The sequence below is a fragment of the Streptomyces sp. NPDC094034 genome (assembly GCF_040303865.1).
GTDB lineage: Bacteria > Actinomycetota > Actinomycetes > Streptomycetales > Streptomycetaceae > Streptomyces.
Genome location: NZ_JBEOUD010000016.1, coordinates 1 through 18,906, shown reverse-complemented (window position 1 = coordinate 18,906; position 18,906 = coordinate 1). Strand labels below are relative to the sequence as shown.

The window sequence follows — 18,906 nt, the reverse complement described above, 5'->3', positions numbered from 1 at the left end:
GCGGGAACGGACCCAAAGCGGGCAGCAAACGGAGCGCGAGGGTGGCCAAACGGGCACGGCGCGCTCGTGGATGCCTATAAATCGGACACGGCGTGCGGTGCGTCGAACACGACGATGTCAGGTGTCACGGACGCGGACGGCGCGCGGCAATGCCAGGTGGCGGGGGTTCGATGATTCGCGTTGGCATATGCGTCGGCGCATTCGTGGCTCCACGTGGCGGGTTCCTTGCGCCGGCGGTGACGCGTTATCTCGCTTCCCATAACCACAAGCGAAGAGCCTGGTGCGGGCAACGCCCATTCCGATAGCCTGGATCAGGCGCGGGAGCGCGGCGGCGCGGCAGTATTGCATTCATTGTGGCTTTGCGTGAATCCACCCGCGTATTCAATCCGGCTTCCCGCGGTTCCTTTCTCTCGGCCCTCCGTTCGGGGCCGGACGCCCAGCGGCTCGTGGCGCGGGTTCCGGTATTCGAGGCGTTCCGCTTCGGAGTCGCCACATGGATACGTGGCCGGGCTGTGATTAAGCCCACTGTGCGCCGACCTCCCTTCGGTACTCCGCTCGGGAATCTCGGCCCCGGCCTGCGTTTCGTCGGGATGAACAGAGTGTTTTGGAAATGCGATTCCACGTCCTGCGTGCGCTATTCAGCGGCCCCGCGGGCGTGATCTCACCGGTCACCTCGCCGCCATGCCCCACCACCGGGCCTGTGGGGTGACGAGCGGCGTGACAGTCGTCCGGCCGGGTGCTGAGGCCGACTCGCCCAAGCGTGTGGCTCAACTCTGACCAGCGGCCGAGCGCCGCTACTTCAGGATGCGCGGATTCATTCAGGCCATCGCTGTCGGGGTTTCCGCCATTCAGCTCGTGGTCAGGCTCGCTTTCGGCCGACCAGGCATCGAGTTCCGGCCGGGTTTTGTCGTCGCCGTGCGCACACCGCTGTCCAGCCGGCCCGCTCTCGCGCCCCGGGGCGCGTTCATTGGCGCTCTCGGTGTGGGCGCGTGGTCTCCCGGGGTTCGTAAGGATTTCACTAAGTCGAAGCCATTGGCCGACTGGCCTGACCGCATTTCGGACGTTCCGTGTGGCCTGTGAACATCGGGTCGGCGAGCCGATTTCGCCGCCGTATACAATCGGATTCCGGCTCGGATATATACGAAGGTCGACACGTGGGCAAGGCCCGCCTCGGTCATCCCTGGAGGTGCCGATGGCCGGGTTAATTTCCGAAGTTTGCCCGGTAAATTCCGAGGGTCAATGAGTCCCGAGCTGCGCCTGTGTGTCCCCGAGGGGCGTTCCTGCTTGTGCGCGACCCGCCAACGCAGCCGGCCATGCATTGGTTGACAATTCGCAAGGTGCTGGCTTGAATTGCGGCCGTTATGGCGGCGGCGTCGCCAAGAAAAGCGTTTCGATTCTGGTGGACGACTGACGAGAGCAGAGGCTGCCATGTGCGAATCAGAACGAGTGGACACCGGCGCTGTCGCCGTCATCGGGGCCGCGCCCGCGGCGCCCGTACGGACGGAGCGCGACCCCGGCGTACTGGCCGAGCTGACCGGTGCCCCGCTGCCCGCGGACCATGCGGTCGAACTGGAGTCCGCGTGGCTGGCCTGCGAAGACGCGGGCATCGGAGCGGACGACCCGGCAGGCGTCGGCGTCTACCTGGCCGTCGACGGCACGGGCGGGGACGACGCGAGCGAGATGGCGCGTGTGCTCGGCCTCGCCGGCCCGTGCCTGACCGGGCACGCCCCCCTCGCCGATGCCGTCGCCGCCGTGCGGTCAGGTGAGTGCGACCTCGCACTGGTCGGTGCCGACGGGGCCTTCGCCGTCCTCGCGCGCGGGGACAGCGCGCGGACCGCGACCTTCGCCTACCGGCTCGGCGCCGACGACGAGTGGCCCGAGGGCGTTCCCGCTCTGGTCGAGGCCGCGCTGCTCTCGGGCCGTCCCGAGCCCGGCCGTCCCGAGCCCGGCCGCGCCGCGCCGGACGGTCCCGCCGTCCCGATCACCCTGTCCGCGCACAGCGAGGACGCGCTACGGGCACGGGCCGCCGACCTGCACACGCTGCTCGAAGCCGAGCCGACCCTCCCGCTCGCCGATGTCGCCTTGTCCCTCGCCTTATCCCGGTTACCCGGCGCCACGGGCCGACCCGCCCTCGGCCGGCGCGCCGTGTTCGTCGGCGGGGACCGCGCGCGGCTCGCCGACGAACTGCTCGCCGTCAGTGAGGGCCGACCGGTGCCGGGGCTCATGACCGGGCAGAGCGCCCCGCAGAGCGCCGTACTTGTCTTCCCCGGGCACGGGCCGCAGTGGCTGGGCATGGCCGACGAACTGCTGACGGAGTCGCCGGTCTTCGCCGAGCAGCTGGGCGCCTGCGCGGAAGCCCTCACACCATTCGTCGACTGGCCCGTGATGGACGTGCTGCGCGGCACGGCCGGCACGCCGTCGCTGGACCGGCCGGACGTGGGGCAGCCCGCGCTCTGGGCGATGATGGTGTCCCTGTCCGCGCTGTGGCGGTCCTGGGGCGTGCGTCCCGCCGCCGTGATCGGCTCCAGCATGGGCGAGATACCGGCCGCGACGGTCGCGGGCGCGCTGTCCATCGAGGACGGCGCCCGGGCCGTCGCCCTGTTCAGCCAGGCGCAGGTCCATCTGCTCGAACGCGGTGTGATGCTCTCCGTGCTGGCGTCCGCCGACGAGGTGCGCGAGCGGCTGACCCGCTACGACGAGCTCGACCTCGCCGCCGTGCACGCCCCTGGCTCGGTCCTGGTCTCCGGGACCGAGGCCGAGGCCGAGGAACTGCTCGCCGAGTTGGCCGCCGACGGCGTCAGGGCCAGGAGTATCGCGATCCGCCTCGCGGCGCACGGCCGCCAAGTCGACTCGGTGCTCGACATCGTGCGCGCCGACCTCGCCCCGATCACACCCCGCCCGACGGACGTGCCGATCTACACGGCCACCACGGGCACGAGGGTCGATCCGCTCACGCTCACCGCGGACCACTGGTGCCGCAACATGCGCGGCACCGCCGACTTCGAGAGCGCCACGCGCGCCGCGCTGGCCGCGGGGCACCGTCTGCTGCTGGAGTCGAGCCCGCACCCCGTCCTCACCAGAGCGGTGCAGGAGACCGCCGAGGACGCAGGCGTGGAGGCCGCGGTCGTCGGCACACTGCGCAGGGGACGGGGCGGTGTCGACCAGGTGGTCGCCGCGCTGGCCGAAGCGCACGCGCACGGAGTGCTTCCCGACTGGCGGGCGGTGTTCGCGGGCCGGGACGCGCGCGTGGTGCCGCTGCCCGCCTATCCGCTGTACGCGGCTCCCGCGGCCGTCCTCGCCCCGTCGCTCGCCGACCGGCTCGCGGACGCCCCCGACCGGGTCGACCTCCTGCTCGACCTGGTCCGCGCGCAGGTCGCCGCCGTCGTCGGCGGGGACGTCGAGTCCTCCGCCCACGACGACGCGCCGCTGCTGGAGCTGGGCGTCGACTCGGCGGGCGCGGTGGCGCTGCGCAACCTGGTGAACGCGGCCACCGGCCTGAAGCTGCCCGTGTCGGCGGTGTTCGACAACCCGACATGCCGGGGCCTCGCCGTCCTCATCAACCGGGTTCTGCTCGGCGGGCCGGTCGAGATCGACGAGCCGATCGCTCCCGCCGCGGCGGGCGGGGACGACGAGCCGATCGCGGTGGTGGCGATGAGCTGCCGTCTGCCCGGCGGCGTGCGCAGCCCCGAAGAGCTGTGGGAGCTGCTGTCCGCGGGCGGCGACGGTGTCACCGCCTTCCCCACCGACCGGGGCTGGGACCTGGACGGACGCTATGACGAAGACGCCGAGCGGGCCGGCGGCTACTACCAGCGCGAGGCCGGATTCCTGCACGACGTCACCCAGTTCGACCCGGAGTTCTTCGGTATCTCGCCGCGCGAGGCGCTGGCGATGGACCCGCAGCAGCGCCTGCTGATGGAGATCGCCTGGGAGGCGATGGAGCGGGCGGGCATCGACCCGACGGAGCTCAGAGGCAGCCGGGCCGGCGTGTTCGTGGGCGCGATGACCATGGATTACGGGCCGAGGCTGGACGAGGCGCCCGCGGACCTGGAGGGCTATCTGCTCACCGGCAACACCGGCAGCGTCGCGTCCGGCAGGCTCTCCTACTCGTTCGGGCTCGGTGGGCCCGCCGTCTCCGTCGACACGGCGTGCTCGTCGTCGCTGGTCGCCCTGCATCTGGCCGTGCAGTCGCTGCGGCGCGGCGAGTGCCCCCTCGCGCTGGCGGGCGGCGTCACCGTGATGCCGTCGCAGGGCCTGTTCGTGGAGTTCAGCAGGCAGCGCGCGCTGGCCCCCGACGGCCGGTGCAAGGCGTTCTCGGCGAGCGCGGACGGGTTCGGCCTCGCCGAAGGCGCCACGATGGTGCTGCTGGAACGGCTGTCCGACGCGCGACGCAACGGGCACCCCGTGCTCGCGCTGATCAGGGGCACCGCGATCAACCAGGACGGCGCGTCCAACGGCCTCACCGCCCCCAGCGGCCCCGCGCAGCGCAAGGTGATCCGGCAGGCGCTCGCCGACGCGGGCGTGCCGGCAAGTGAGGTCGACGCCGTCGAGGCGCACGGCACCGGCACCCGGCTCGGCGACCCGATCGAGGCTGACGCGCTGCTCGCCACGTACGGCCGGGAGCACCCGGCCGACCGGCCGCTCCTGCTCGGCTCGGTGAAGTCGAACATCGGCCACACACAGGCGGCGTCCGGCCTCGCGGGCCTGATCAAGATGGTGCTCGCGCTGCGCCACGGCGAGCTGCCCAGGAGCCTGCACATCACCGAGCCCACCCCGCACGTGGACTGGTCGTCGGGCGCGGTGTCCCTGGTCACCGAGGCCACGCCGTGGCCGGAGGTCGCGCGGCCCTGGCGGGCCGGTGTGTCCTCGTTCGGTATCAGTGGCACCAACGCCCACGCCGTGCTGGAGCAGGCCCCCGACGAGTTTCCGGCCGACCCGCCGTCGACGTCGCGGCCGGTCCCGCTGGTGTTCTCCGCGCGCTCGCAGGACGCTCTGCGCGCCCACGCCGCCCAACTCGCCACCGTCCTGGCCGGCGGGCAGGCGCCGGCCGACGTGGCGCACGCCCTGCTGTCCCGCTCGGTGTTCGACCACCGGGCCGTGATGGTGGCGGGCGGCGCCGACACACTGACGGAGGTGGCCCGAGGCGCGGAGTCCGCCCGCACGGCGGTCGGTGTCGCGCGCCCCTTGGGCAAGGTGGCGTTCGTCTTCCCCGGGCAGGGTTCGCAGTGGCTGGGCATGGGCGCCGCGCTGGCCGAGTCGTCGCCGGTGTTCCGCGACGCGCTCGACGCGTGCGCCGACGCGCTCGCCCCGCACGTGGACTGGTCGCTGTGGGACGTCCTGGCCGACGGCGCCGAGCTGGACCGGGACGACGTCGTGCAGCCCGCGCTGTTCGCCGTCATGGTCTCGCTCGCCGCGCTGTGGCGCTCCTACGGCGTCGAGCCGGACGCGGTGGTGGGACACAGCCAGGGCGAGATCGCCGCCGCCCATGTCGCGGGCGCGCTGTCACTGGCCGACGCCGCCAAGATCGTCGCGCTGCGGAGCAAGGCACTGCGCGCGCTGGCGGGCCGCAGCGGACTGGTGTCGCTGGCGGAGACACTCGACGACGTACAGCAGCGGATCGCACGGTGGAACGGACGGATCACGATCGCCGCGGTCAACGGCCCCCGCTCGGTGGTCGTGGCGGGCGACATCGACACGCTGGACGAACTGATCGAGTCCTGCGACGAGGACGCCCGGGCCCGCCGGGTCCCCATCGACTACGCGTCACACTCCCCGCACGTCGAGCCCATCAGGGAAGCGCTGGCGACCGTGTGGGCCGGGATCGAGCCGATGCCCGCACGGGTGCCCATGCTGTCCACCGTCACCGGGCAGTGGCTGACCGGCACGGACGCGGACGCCGACTACTGGTACCGGAACCTGCGCGACACCGTGCTGTTCGAGGACGCGACCCGCGGCCTGCTCGACTGGGGCGCCGGTGTGTTCGTCGAGTGCAGCCCGCACCCCGTGCTCACCTACGGGGTGCGCGAGACGCTCGACGCGACCGGTGGCGAGGCCGTCGTCATCGGCACACTGCGCCGCAACGACGGCGACCTCGACCGCTTCCTGCTCTCCGCCGCCGAGGCATACGTGGAGGGCCTGCCCTTCGACTGGCGCGCGGCGGTACCCGCAGGGCGGCATGTGGATCTGCCGACCTATCCGTTCCAGCGCACCCGCTACTGGCTCGCCGGGACGGCCCGCCCGACGGCGGGCGGCGACCCCGCGCTGGAGGAGTTCTGGACCGCGGTGGAGCGCGGCGAACTCGCCGCGACACTGGACGTGCCCGCCGACGCGCCGCTGACCGAAGTCCTGCCCAGCCTGGCCGACTGGCGACGCCGCAGACTGGAGCGGTCCGCCGTCGACTCATGGCGCTACCGGGTCACTTGGCGCCCGCTCGGCGCCGCCGACGCGCCCACCCTGACCGGCACCTGGTTCGTGGTCGCAACGCCCTCCGAGGCGCGACACCCCTGGCGCGCGGCAGCCGTCGACGCGCTGCGCGCCCACGGCGCCGACGTCCTGGAGATCGACGGCTCGGCGCAGTCGCTGCGCGCCGCGGGCGTCGATCCCAGCGGCGTGCTGTCCCTGCTGGCACTGGACGAGCGGCCCGACCCCGCGTCGCCGCTCGTCCCGAGTGGACTGTCCCGCACACCGGAGCTGGTACGGGCGCTCGGCGACGCCGGCATCGGCGCGCCGCTGTGGCTGGCCACGACGGGCGCGGTGTCCGTCGGCCGGTCCGACCCGCTCACCAACCCGGCGCAGAGCCAGATGTGGGGCCTCGGGCTGGCCGTCGGCCTGGAGCACCCGGACCGCTGGGGCGGCATCGTCGACCTCCCCGCGACCCCCGACGCCAGGACCGCGACGCGGCTCGCCGCCGTCCTGGCCGGGCAGAGCGACGAGGACCAACTGGCGATCCGGGCCTCCGGCGTGTCGGTGCGACGCATGACCCCGGCGCCCGCACCGGCGGAGGCATCCGCCTGGCGCGCCGACGGCACCGTACTGATCACCGGAGGCACCGGCGCCATCGGTGGCCATGTCGCCCGCTGGCTGGCGGACAACGGCGCCGAGCACATCGTGCTGACCAGCCGCAGCGGCGCGGACGCGCCCGGTGCGCGCGAGCTGGAGGCCGAACTGACCGCGCTCGGCGTCCGGATCACCATCGCCGCCTGCGACGCCGCCGACCGGGACGCGCTGGCCGAGCTGTTCGCCCGGCTCGACGCCGACGGCACACCGGTCCGCTCGGTCTTCCACGCGGCGGGCACCGTCCCCTCCCGCCCGCTGGCCGAGACAGACACCTCGGACCTCGCATACGCCCTGGCCGCGAAGGCCGTGGGCGCGGCCCACCTCGACGAGCTGTGCGCCGGGCGCGAGTTGGACGCGTTCGTGCTGTTCTCCTCCGGGTCCGCGATATGGGGCAGCGGCGAGCTGGGGGCGTACGGCGCGGCCAACGCCTACCTCGACGCCCTCGCACAGCGCCGCCACGCCGCCGGCCTCCCCGTCACCTCGGTCTCCTGGGGCATGTGGGCGGGCGAGGGGATGGGCGCGGGCGACCTGGACGACCAACTGCGCCGCAGAGGCATGCGCCCCATGCGACCGGAACTCGCCATCGGCGCGCTCGCCACCGCCCTCGCGACGGGCGAGACGACCCTGACGGTCGCCGACATCGACTGGGCCCGCTTCGCCCCCGGTTTCACGGCGGCCCGCTCGCGCCCGCTGATCACCGAGATCCCCGAGGTCGCCGCGCTGGCCGCGCAGGACGAGGAAGAAGCGCCGGCCTCCGGCGGGGCGCTGGCCGACCGGCTGGCCGGGCTCACCGAGGCCGACCAGCACCGGCTGCTGCTCGACCTGGTCCGCGGCCACGCGGGGGCGGTACTCGGCCACGACGGCCCCGACGCCGTCACACCGAACCGCGCGTTCCGCGAACTGGGCTTCGACTCCCTCACCACCATCGAGGTACGCAAGCGGCTCAACACCGCCACCGGCGTGCGGCTGCCCACGACCGTCATGTTCGACCACCCGACGCCCGAGGCACTGGCCCGCCACCTGCACTCCGTGGTGCTCGGCGAACGGCAGAACGCCGCGCCCGGCCGGACCGCGACCCGTGACACCGACGAGCCGATCGCGGTGGTGGCGATGAGCTGCCGCCTGCCCGGCGGCGTACGCGGCCCCGAGGACCTGTGGTCGCTCATCCTGGCCGGGCACGACGCCATCGGACCGTTCCCGGACGACCGCGGCTGGGACACCGACCGGCTGTACGCGGCCGACGCGGAGGCCCAGGGCCACAGCCGTACCCTGGAGGGCGCCTTCGTCGACGACGCGGGCGGGTTCGACGCGGGCTTCTTCGGCATCTCGCCGCGCGAGGCACTGGCGATGGACCCCCAGCAGCGGCAGGTGCTCGAACTGGCCTGGGAGGCCTTCGAGCGCGCGGGCATCGCCCCGTCCTCGGCGCGCGACAGTCTCACCGGCGTGTTCATCGGCGCCTCGCCGCAGGGCTACGCGGGCACCCTGGAGCAGGCGACGCCCGAGATGGACGGCTACCGGACGACCGGTGACGCGCTGAGCGTCGTGTCGGGCCGGGTCGCCTACTCGCTCGGCCTGCGCGGACCCGCCGTCACCGTGGACACCGCGTGCTCGTCCTCGCTGGTCGCGCTGAACCTCGCGGTGCGGGCGCTACGGCAGGGGGAGTGCTCGATGGCCCTGGCGGGCGGCACGGCGATCATGGTGACGCCGACGCCCTTCGCGGAGTTCAGCCTCCAGGGCGGCCTGGCCCCCGACGGCCGGTGCAAGCCCTTCGCCGACGCCGCCGACGGCGTCGGCTGGGGCGAGGGCACGGGCCTGGTCCTGCTGGAACGGCTCTCCGACGCACGGGCCAACGGCCATGAGGTGCTCGCCGTCGTCCGGGGTTCCGCGGTCAACCAGGACGGCGCGTCGAACGGTTTGACGGCACCGAACGGGCCCGCACAGCAGCGGGTCATCCGCGCGGCCCTCGCGGACGCGGGCCTGTCCGCCTCGGACGTGGACGCCGTCGAGGGCCACGGCACGGGCACCCGGCTCGGCGACCCCATCGAGGCACAGGCGCTGCTGGCCACCTACGGCCAAGGCCGCCCCGCCGACCGGCCACTGCTGCTGGGGGCGCTGAAGTCGAACATCGGCCACACCCAGGCCGCGTCGGGCATCGCCGGCGTCATCAAGATGGTGCTGGCGATGCGGCACGGCGTACTGCCGCGCACCCTGCACCTCGACCGCCCCTCCCGGCACGTGGACTGGACGACCGGCGCCGTGGAACTGCTGGCCGACCACCGGCCGTGGCCGGAGACCGGCAGGCCGAGGCGGGCCGCCGTCTCCTCGTTCGGCGTCAGCGGCACCAACGGGCACGTCATCCTCGAACAGGCCGAGCCCACCACCCCGCCCCCGGTGGCGGAGCCCGACGGCCGCATGCTGGCCTGGGCACTGTCCGCCCGCGACACCGCGGCGCTGCGCGAGCAGGCCACCCGCCTGTCCTCCACCGTGGACGAGCGGCCCGAGCTGTCGCCGCTGGACATCGCCACGACGCTCGCCGCCGGGCGGGCCGCGCTCGACCACCGTACGGTCGTGCTCGGCGCCGGCACGGCCGAACTGCGCGCCGGACTCGACGCGTTGGCCGAGGGCGCCGACGACCCGGCCGTGGTGCGGGGCGTCCCGGACGCCGGCAGGCTCGCCGTACTGTTCTCCGGCCAGGGCTCCCAGCGCATCGGCATGGGCCGGGGCCTGTACGAGACGCACACCGTGTTCGCCGACGCGCTCGACGAGGTGTTCGCCCACCTCGACCCGCTGCTCGCCGTGCCGCTGCGCGAGGTGGTCTTCGGCGACGACCAGGCCGTACTGGACCGTACCGAGTACACCCAGCCCGCGCTGTTCGCCGTCGAGATCGCGCTGTACCGGCTCTGGGAGTCCTGGGGGCTGCGGCCCGACGCGCTCGCGGGCCACTCGATCGGCGAACTGGCCGCCGCGCATGTGGCGGGCGTGTTCTCGCTCGCCGACGCCTGCCGGATAGTCGCCGCGCGCGGCGCGCTCATGCAGGAACTGCCCGCCGGTGGCGTCATGGTCGCCGTACAGGCCACCGAGGACGAGATCGCGCCGGAGTGCTCCGAGTACGTCGGCATCGCCGCCATCAACGGCCCGGACTCGCTCGTCCTGTCCGGCAGCGAACTCGAAGTGGTCGACCTCGCCGACCGCCTCAAGGCACAAGGGCGCAAGGTGACCAGGCTGCGGGTCAGCCACGCCTTCCACTCGCCGCTGATGGAACCGATGCTGGCGGACTTCCGCCGCGTCGTGGCGGCCGCGACCGCCAACCCGCCCACGCTGCCGATCGTGTCCACACTGACCGGCGCGCCCGTCGACGCCGACGAACTGGCCTCGCCGGACTACTGGGTGCGGCACGTACGCCAACCCGTCCGGTTCGCCGACAGTGTCACGGCACTCGTCGCGCAGGGCGTGACGACCATGGTGGAGGTCGGGCCCGGCAGCGTGCTCACCGCGATGGGCCAGGACAGCGCCCCCGACGCCGTGTTCCTACCGACACTACGCACCGACCGGGCCGAAACGGACGCGCTGACCCTCGCCGCCGCACAACTCCACGTCCGGGGCGCGCTGCGCGACCTGGCCGCCGCAGTCGGCGGCCGTGGCAACCACGTCGACCTGCCCACCTACGCCTTCCAGCACGACCGGTACTGGCTGACCGCGGCCGTCGCGCCCGCGGGCGACGGCGCCACAACCGCCCTCGGTGTCGCCGCGGGCGACCACCCGCTGCTGCGCGCCGCGGTCGCGCTGCCCGACTCCGACGGCGTCGTCTTCACCGGCAGACTGTCCACCCGGACCCAGCCCTGGCTCGCCGACCACGGTGTCGGCGACCGGGTGCTGTTCCCCGGCACGGGCTTCCTCGACCTGGCCCTGCACGCCGCGGGCCACTGCGGGCTCGACACGGTCGAGGAACTGACCCTGCACGCCCCGCTGGTCCTGCCCGAGCGCGGCGGCGTCGCCCTGCGGGTCGCGGTCGGCACCGAGACCGACGGCAGGCGGGGCATCCGGGTGCACTCGCGTGACGAGGACGCCGACCGGGACGCGCCATGGACCGAGCACGCGACCGGCACGCTCACGGCGGGCGACGCGCCCGCGGCCGAGCCGGCGGCCTGGCCGCCGGAGGGCTCGACGCCGATGGACGTCGACCACGTCTACGAGCGCTTCACCGAACTCGGCTACGACTACGGGCCCGTGTTCCGCGCGCTGCGCGCGGCCTGGCGCCTCGGCGACGACGTGTACGTCGAGGTCGCCCTGCCGGACGGGACCGGCGGCGAGGGCTTCAGCGTGCACCCCGCCCTGCTCGACGCCGCGCTGCACGCTCCCGTGCTGCACGCGCTGGACGAGATCGGCGGCGGCCCCCGGCTGCCGTTCAGCTTCACGGGGGTGCGGCTGCACGCCGTCGGCGCCTCGGCGCTGCGGGTGCGCTGGTCACCCACGGAACAGGACGAGATGTCGCTGGCCATCACGGACCCCGCGGGCAGGCCCGTGGCGACCGTCGAGTCGCTGGTGATGCGACCGGTGGAGCTACGGCGGACCGCCTCCCGGACCGCCGACGCCCTGCTCGCGCTGGAGTGGACACCCGTCGACGGAACCGGGGACAGGCCGGCCGGACTCGCCGTGCTCGGCGCGAACGACCTCGGTGTCGACGCGCCGACCGTGTCCGACTTCGGCGCCCTCGACGGCGTGAGCGACCTGCTCGCCCCCTGCCCCCGGCCGTGTGAAGCATCCGAAGAACGCGCGGTGGACGGGAAGGCGGTGCGGGAGGCCGCGTCCTGGGCACTGGCCCTCGCCCAGGACTGGCTCGCCGACGAGCGGACCGCCAACGCCCGCCTGGTGTTCGTGACCCGTGGCGCGGTCGACACCGACTCGCCCGACCCGGCGCAGGCCGCCGTCTGGGGTCTGGTGCGATCGGCGTTCGCCGAGAACCCCGGGCGGTTCGCGCTGGTCGACCTCGACGGCACCGAGCAATCCGCACGCGCCGTGCCCGCCGCGCTGGCCTCGGGCGAGCCCCAGTCGGCCGTACGGGCCGGCCAGGTGACGGCGCCCCGGCTCGTCCGTGCCACCGCCGACGGCCGGCTCACCCCGCCCGCCGACGGCCCCTGGCGGCTCGACAGCGCGCCGGGCGGTTCGCCGGACGACCTCGCCCTCGTCCCGCACCCCGACGCCATCGCGCCCCTCGCCCCCGGCGAGGTACGTATCGCCGTCCGGGCGGCGGGCCTGAACCACCGGGATCCGCTGATCACCCGCGGTGTCCACGCCGGCGCGGCCGACTCGGCCGGTGACGTCGCGGGCGTGGTCACCGAGGTCGGCGCGGAGGTGACCGGCCTGGCGGCGGGCGACCGCGTACTGGGCCTCGTCACCAACGGCTTCGGGCCGCTCGCGGTCACCGACCACCGGCTGGTCGCCCCGATGCCCGCCGGATGGTCCTTCGCACGCGCCGCGTCGGTGCCGCTGGTGTTCCTCACGGCCTACCACGTCCTGCACGACCTGGCGGGCCTGCGCCGGGGCGACTCCGTGCTGATCCACGCCGCGGCGGGCGGCGTCGGCATGGCGGCCGTACAACTCGCCCGGCACTGGGGCGCGGAGGTGTTCGCGACCGCGGACCCCGTCGAGTGGGACACCGTACGAGCGGCGGGCGTGCCCGACTCGCACCTCGCGTCCCCGTACGACGCCGACTTCGCGGCGAAGTTCGCCACCGAGACCGGCGGTCGCGGCGTGAACGTCGTGCTGAACTCGCTTGCGCGGGAGACCGTCGACGCCTCCCTTGAACTGCTGCCCGACGGCGGGCGGTTCATCGAGCTGGGCACGGCCGACGTCCGCGAACCCGACGAACTGCCGCCCGGCGTCGAGTACGCCACCTTCGACCCGACGCGGCCGGGCCCCGACCGTCTGCGGGAGACGCTGGCCGAGGTACTGGCGCTGTTCGAGGCGGGCGCGCTGAGCCCGCTGCCGGTGCGCGCCTGGGACGTCCGCCGCGCGCCCGAAGCGCTCCGCCACCTCAGCAAGACCCCTTACAGCGGCAAGGCCGTGCTGACCGTGCCCGCGCCGGTCGACCCGGACCGCCCGGTCCTGGTGACCGGTGGCCTCGGCACACTCGGCGCGCTGGTGGCCCGGCATCTGGTCGCCGACCTGGGTTACCGCAACCTCGTGCTGGCGGGGCGCAAGGGACTGGCGACCGAGGGCGCGGAGGGCCTGCACGACGAACTGGTGGCGCTGGGCGCCGAAGTGTCCGTGGCGGCCTGCGACATGGCCGACCGCGACTCGGTGGCGGCGCTGCTGGCCTCGCTGGACCAGCCGCTCGGCGCGGTCGTGCACGCGGCGGGCGTGGTCGACGACGGTGTGCTTGAGTCACTGACACCCGAGCGGATCGACCACGTATTCGGCCCGAAGGTCGACGGCCTGCTGCACCTGGACGAACTGACCAGGGACGCCGACCTGTCCGCGTTCGTCGTGTTCTCCTCGGCGGCCGGAACCCTCGGCACCGCGGGCCAGGCGAGCTACGCGGCGGCGAACACCGCGCTCGACGCGCTCGTGCGCCGCCGCCACACACTCGGCCTGCCCGGCGTCTCCCTGGCGTGGGGCATATGGGCCGCCGCGAGCGGCATGACAGCGGGGCTCGACGCCGGCGACCGGGCCCGGCTCGGCCGCTCCGGCATCCTCGAACTGCCCACCGAGGACGCGCTCGCGCTGTTCGACGCCGCGGTGGAGGACGACCGCGCCGCACTTGTGCCGGTCCTGCTGGACACCGCCGCGCTGCGCGCGCAGGCGGCGGACGGCACACTGCCGCCGATGCTGCGGGGCCTGGTCCGCGCCCCCGCCCGCCGCGTCACGGCGGCGACCACCCCCGCAGCCACCGCGACGTTCGCCGACACCATCGCCGGCCAGTCCGCCGCGGATCGCGAACAGACAGTGCTGGACCTGGTCTGCGCCCAGGTCGCGGGGGTACTCGGGCACTCGGCCGACACCCAGGTCGACCCCGGTCGAGCCCTGCGGGACCTCGGGTTCGACTCGCTGACCTCGGTGGAACTGCGCAACCGGATCACCGCGGCCACCGGGCTGCGGTTGCCCTCGACGCTTGTGTTCGACCACCCGTCGGCCGCCGCGATCAGCCGGCACGTACTCACGCTGCTCCCGCGCACCGAGCCCGAGCCGGAGACCGGCGTACTCGACCAGCTCGACCGGCTGGAGAGCGCGCTCCTCACCCTCACCAACGACGGCACCGCCACAAAGGTCGACCTGCGGCTGCGCGCCCTGCTCGCCCGATGGGGCGACGCGCGGGCCGGTGACCCGGTCGAGGACGTCGAATCCGACCTCGCCTCCGCCACCGACGACGAACTCTTCGGCTACCTCGACAACGAACTTGAGACCTCGTGACCAGGTCGGACCGCGTCGATCCCGTCCGCACCGCCGTAAGGAGCACACGCCAGATGGAAAACGAGGACAGGCTCCGCGACTACCTCAAGCGGGCCACCACCGACCTGCGCACCACACGCCGACGCCTGCACGAGGTCGAGGAGCGGGAGAACGAGCCCATCGCGATCATCGGGATGAGCTGCCGCTACCCCGGTGGTGTCGAGTCGCCGGAAGACCTGTGGCGGCTGCTGGTCGACGGCGGTGACGCCGTGGTGGAGTTCCCCGCCGACCGCGGCTGGGACATCGACGCGCTCTACGACCCCGATCCGGAGCACGCGGGCACGTCGATCACCCGACACGGCGGTTTCCTCCAGGGCGCCGCGGGCTTCGACCCGGCGTTCTTCGGGGTCAGCCCGCGCGAGGCACTGGCGATGGACCCGCAGCAGCGGCTGCTCCTTGAGACATCGTGGGAGGCGTTCGAGCACGCGGGCATCGACCCGCTGCGGGCCAAGGACACCAAGACCGGCGTGTTCGCGGGCGTGATGTACAACGACTACGCCGCACGGATGCCGCAGGCGCCCGATGGGTTCGAGGGCTTCCTCGCCAACGGCAGCGCGGGCAGCATCGCGTCCGGCCGGATCGCCTACACGCTCGGCCTCGTCGGGCCCGCCGTGACGGTCGACACGGCGTGCTCGTCCTCCTTAGTGGCGCTGCACCTGGCGATGGTGGCGCTGCGCCGCGAGGAATGCTCACTGGCACTCGCGGGCGGCGCCACTTTCATGTCCACGCCGCGCACGTTCGTCGAGTACAGCAGACAGCGCGCCCTCTCCCTGGACGGCCGCTGCAAGGCGTTCTCCGACAGCGCCGACGGCACCGGCTGGGGCGAAGGGGTCGGGATGCTGCTGGTCGAGCGGCTCTCCGACGCCCGCCGCAACGGCCACCCCGTGCTGGCCGTGATCCGCGGTTCGGCGGTGAACCAGGACGGCGCCTCCAACGGCCTGACCGCGCCGAACGGACCCTCCCAGCAGACGGTGATCACCCAGGCGCTGGCGAGCGCGCGGCTCACTCCGTCCCAGGTGGACGCGGTCGAGGCACACGGCACCGGAACCACCCTCGGCGATCCGATCGAGGCACAGGCGCTCATCGCGACCTACGGCGCGGAGCGGACCGGAGACCGGCCGCTGTGGCTGGGGTCGCTGAAGTCGAACATCGGCCACGCCCAGGCGGCGGCCGGGGTCGGCGGCATCATCAAGATGGTCATGGCGATGCGGCACGGTGTGCTGCCCAAGACCCTGCATGTCGACGAGCCGAGCAGCCATGTCGATTGGTCGTCGGGCACCGTGGCGCTGCTGACCGAGGGGCAGCCGTGGCCGGAGACCGGCGAACCGCGCCGCGCGGGTGTGTCCTCCTTCGGCGTCAGCGGCACGAACGCCCACATCATCCTGGAGGAGGCGCCCGGCGTCGATCCGGAGCCCACGGTGGAGGCCGGCCCGCCGGCCGGCTCTGTCGCGCCATGGCTGCTGTCCGCCCGGACCTCCGACGCGCTGCGCGCACAGGCCGAACGCCTCCTGTCCGCCGTGGAGGGTTCCGCCGACTTCGACCCGGTGAATTTCGGATTCTCGCTGGCCACGACACGATCCCTGTTCGAGCACCGTGCGGTGGTGGTGGCCGCGGAGCCCGCCGAGTTCCGGTCGGCCCTGGCCTCTCTCGCCGAGGGGCGTGGTGGTCCGGGTGTTGTGGTGGGGGAGGCGGGGCCGCACCGGGTGGGTTTCCTGTTCTCGGGTCAGGGTTCGCAGCGGCTGGGTATGGGGCGTGAACTGGCTGAGCGGTTCCCGGTGTTCGCTGAGGCGCTGGACGGGGTGCTGGGCGCGTTCGATCCGGTGGTGCGTGAGGTGCTGTTCGGTGAGGAAGCCGAGGCGCTGAGTGAGACGGGGGTGACGCAGCCGGCGCTGTTCGCGGTTGAGGTGGCGTTGTTCCGGTTGTTGGAGTCGTGGGGTGTCCGGCCGGATGTGGTGGCGGGTCATTCGATTGGTGAGCTGGCGGCGGCGCATGTGGCGGGTGTGTGGTCGTTGGCCGATGCCGCTCGTGTGGTGTCGGCTCGGGGTGCGTTGATGCAGGCGCTGCCCGGGGGCGGTGCGATGGTGGCGGTGCAGGCGTCCGAGGCGGAGGTCGTGGCGGATCTGCCCGACACTGTGGGCGTCGCTGCGGTGAACGGGCCCAACTCGGTGGTGGTTTCGGGTGTCGCCGCCGACGTGGAGATGGTGGCGGAGCTGTGGCGTGAGGCGGGGCGGAAGGTGTCTCGTCTGCGGGTGAGTCACGCGTTCCATTCGCCGTTGATGGATCCGATGCTCGATGAGTTCCGCGCGGTGCTGGAAAGCGTGTCGTTCGAGGCACCGTCCATTCCGATCGTGTCGACGCTGACCGGTACGCGGGCGACCGCTGAGGAGCTTGCGTCGCCGGGGTATTGGGTGCGGCACGTGCGGGAGTCGGTGCGGTTCGCCGACGCCGTCGGCACGCTCGTGTCCGAGGGTGTGGCGACGTTTGTGGAGGTCGGGCCGGGCGGGACGTTGTCCGCGTTGGGTCAGGAGTCCGCCCCCGACGCGATGTTTGTGCCGATGTTGCGTGGTGATCGGTCGGAGGCCGTGGCTGTCACGACGGCCGTGGGGCAGTTGCATGTGCGTGGTGTCGGGGTGGATTGGGAGGTGTTGTTCGCTGGTCGTGGTGCGCGGCGGGTGGATCTGCCGACGTATGCGTTCCAGCGGGAGCGCTACTGGCTGGACGCTCCGTCGGTCGATGAGGGCGTTGAGCGGATGTCGCCCGTGGAGGCACGGTTCTGGGAGGCCGTGGAGGAGGGCGATCCCGCTGATCTCGCCCGCACGCTCGATGTGTCGCCCGACGATCCGCTGAGTGCCGTACTGCCCCGGTTGTCCGCGTGGCGCAGGAAGCAGCGGGATCGGTCTGTCGCCGATGACTGGCGGTATCGGGTGGAGTGGCGGCCGGTGGCGGCCGGGGGTCGGCGGTTGGAGGGTGTCTGGCTGGTGGTCGCGCCGGCTGGTGAGGAGCGTGCCGAGTGGGTGGGTGACGCGCTGAACCGTAACGGTGCGGATGCGCGTGTCCTTTACGTCGATCCGCAGACGGTCGACTGGGTGGAGCTGCTGGGCGGGTTGCCTGCCTTGAGTGGTGTGGTGTCGTTGTTGGGGCTCGCGGACGCGGGTGGGTTGGTTGTGCCTGTGGGTGTGGCGGCCACGATCGGTCTGTTGCGGGCGTTGGGTGACGCGGATGCGTCGTTGTCGTTGTGGTGTCTGACGTCGGGTGCGGTGTCGGTTGGCGCGGGTGACGTCGTCGGTGGGTTCGAGCAGTCGATGGTGTGGGGTCTGGGCCGGGTGGCCGCGCTGGAGCACCCTGGCCGCTGGGGCGGCCTGGTCGATCTGCCCGAGGTGCTGGACGACGGAACCGGTGACCTTTTCGCCTCCGTCCTCGCCGGGACGAACGGTGAGGACCAGGTCGCCTTGCGTGGTGGGGAGGTTCTTGGCCGGAGGCTGGTGCCCGCGCCGCTGGGCGAGGTTTCAGGCGAGGGCTGGTCGCCGCGCGGGACGGTCCTGGTCACCGGTGGTACAGGCGCCCTCGGTGCGCACGTGGCGCGTTGGCTGGCCGCGCGCGGGGCCGAACACATCGTGCTGGTGAGCCGTCGCGGCCGGTCCGCCGAGGGCGCCGAGGAACTGGAGGCCGAACTCGTCGCGCTGGGCGCGCGCGTCACCTTCGCCGCCTGTGACATGGCCGATCGGGAGTCCGTCGCCGCGCTGCTGGCCGACGTCCCCTCGCTCACCGCGGTCGTGCACGCGGCGGGCATCGAGCGCTCTACACCCCTCGCCGACCTCGATCCGACCGACCTCGCCGAGTTCGCCGACGTACTGGCGGCCAAGGCCGTCAGCGCGAGGCACCTGCACGAGCTGCTGGGTGATACGCCGTTGGACGCGTTCGTGCTGTTCTCGTCGATCGCCGGTGTGTGGGGCAGCGGTGGGCAGAGCGCGTACGCGGCCGCCAACGCTTACCTGGACGCCCTCGCCGACCACCGTAAGGCGGCGGGGCTGCCCGCCACGGCCGTCGCATGGGGCCCGTGGGGCGGCGGCGGCATGGTCGCGGACGCCGGGCAGGACGCGAATCTCCAGCGCAGGGGCCTGGCCACGATGGCCCCCGAGGCGGCTCTCGCCGGTCTCGGTATGGCTCTGGAGTGTGGTGATGGGAGTGTTGTTGTCGCTGATGTCGACTGGGAGCGGTTCGCGGGTACGTTCATGTCGCGGCGGCCGAGTGCGTTGTTGGGTGAGCTGCCGCAGGTGCGTGCGGTGTTCGAGGTTGCTGCGGTGGAGCGGGGTGTGTCGGCTCTTGCGGGGCGGCTTGCGGGTTTGGGTGTGGTGGAGCAGGAGCGGCAGCTGACGGAGTTGGTCCGGTTTGAGGCTGCGGCGG

1 protein-coding gene and 1 pseudogene are annotated in these 18,906 nt (G+C 73.2%); both read left to right on the top strand.

Annotation, left to right across the window (positions count from 1 at the left end; all coding sequences use genetic code 11):
• Positions 1-1,446 precede the first annotated feature (1,446 nt).
• Positions 1,447-14,463, top strand: a complete 13,017-nt coding sequence (locus ABTZ59_RS16575) for a type I polyketide synthase (protein WP_351397134.1) — start codon at positions 1,447-1,449, stop codon at positions 14,461-14,463.
• Positions 14,464-14,534: 71 nt separating this feature from the next.
• Positions 14,535-18,906, top strand: a pseudogene (locus ABTZ59_RS16570) (type I polyketide synthase); the annotation flags it as partial.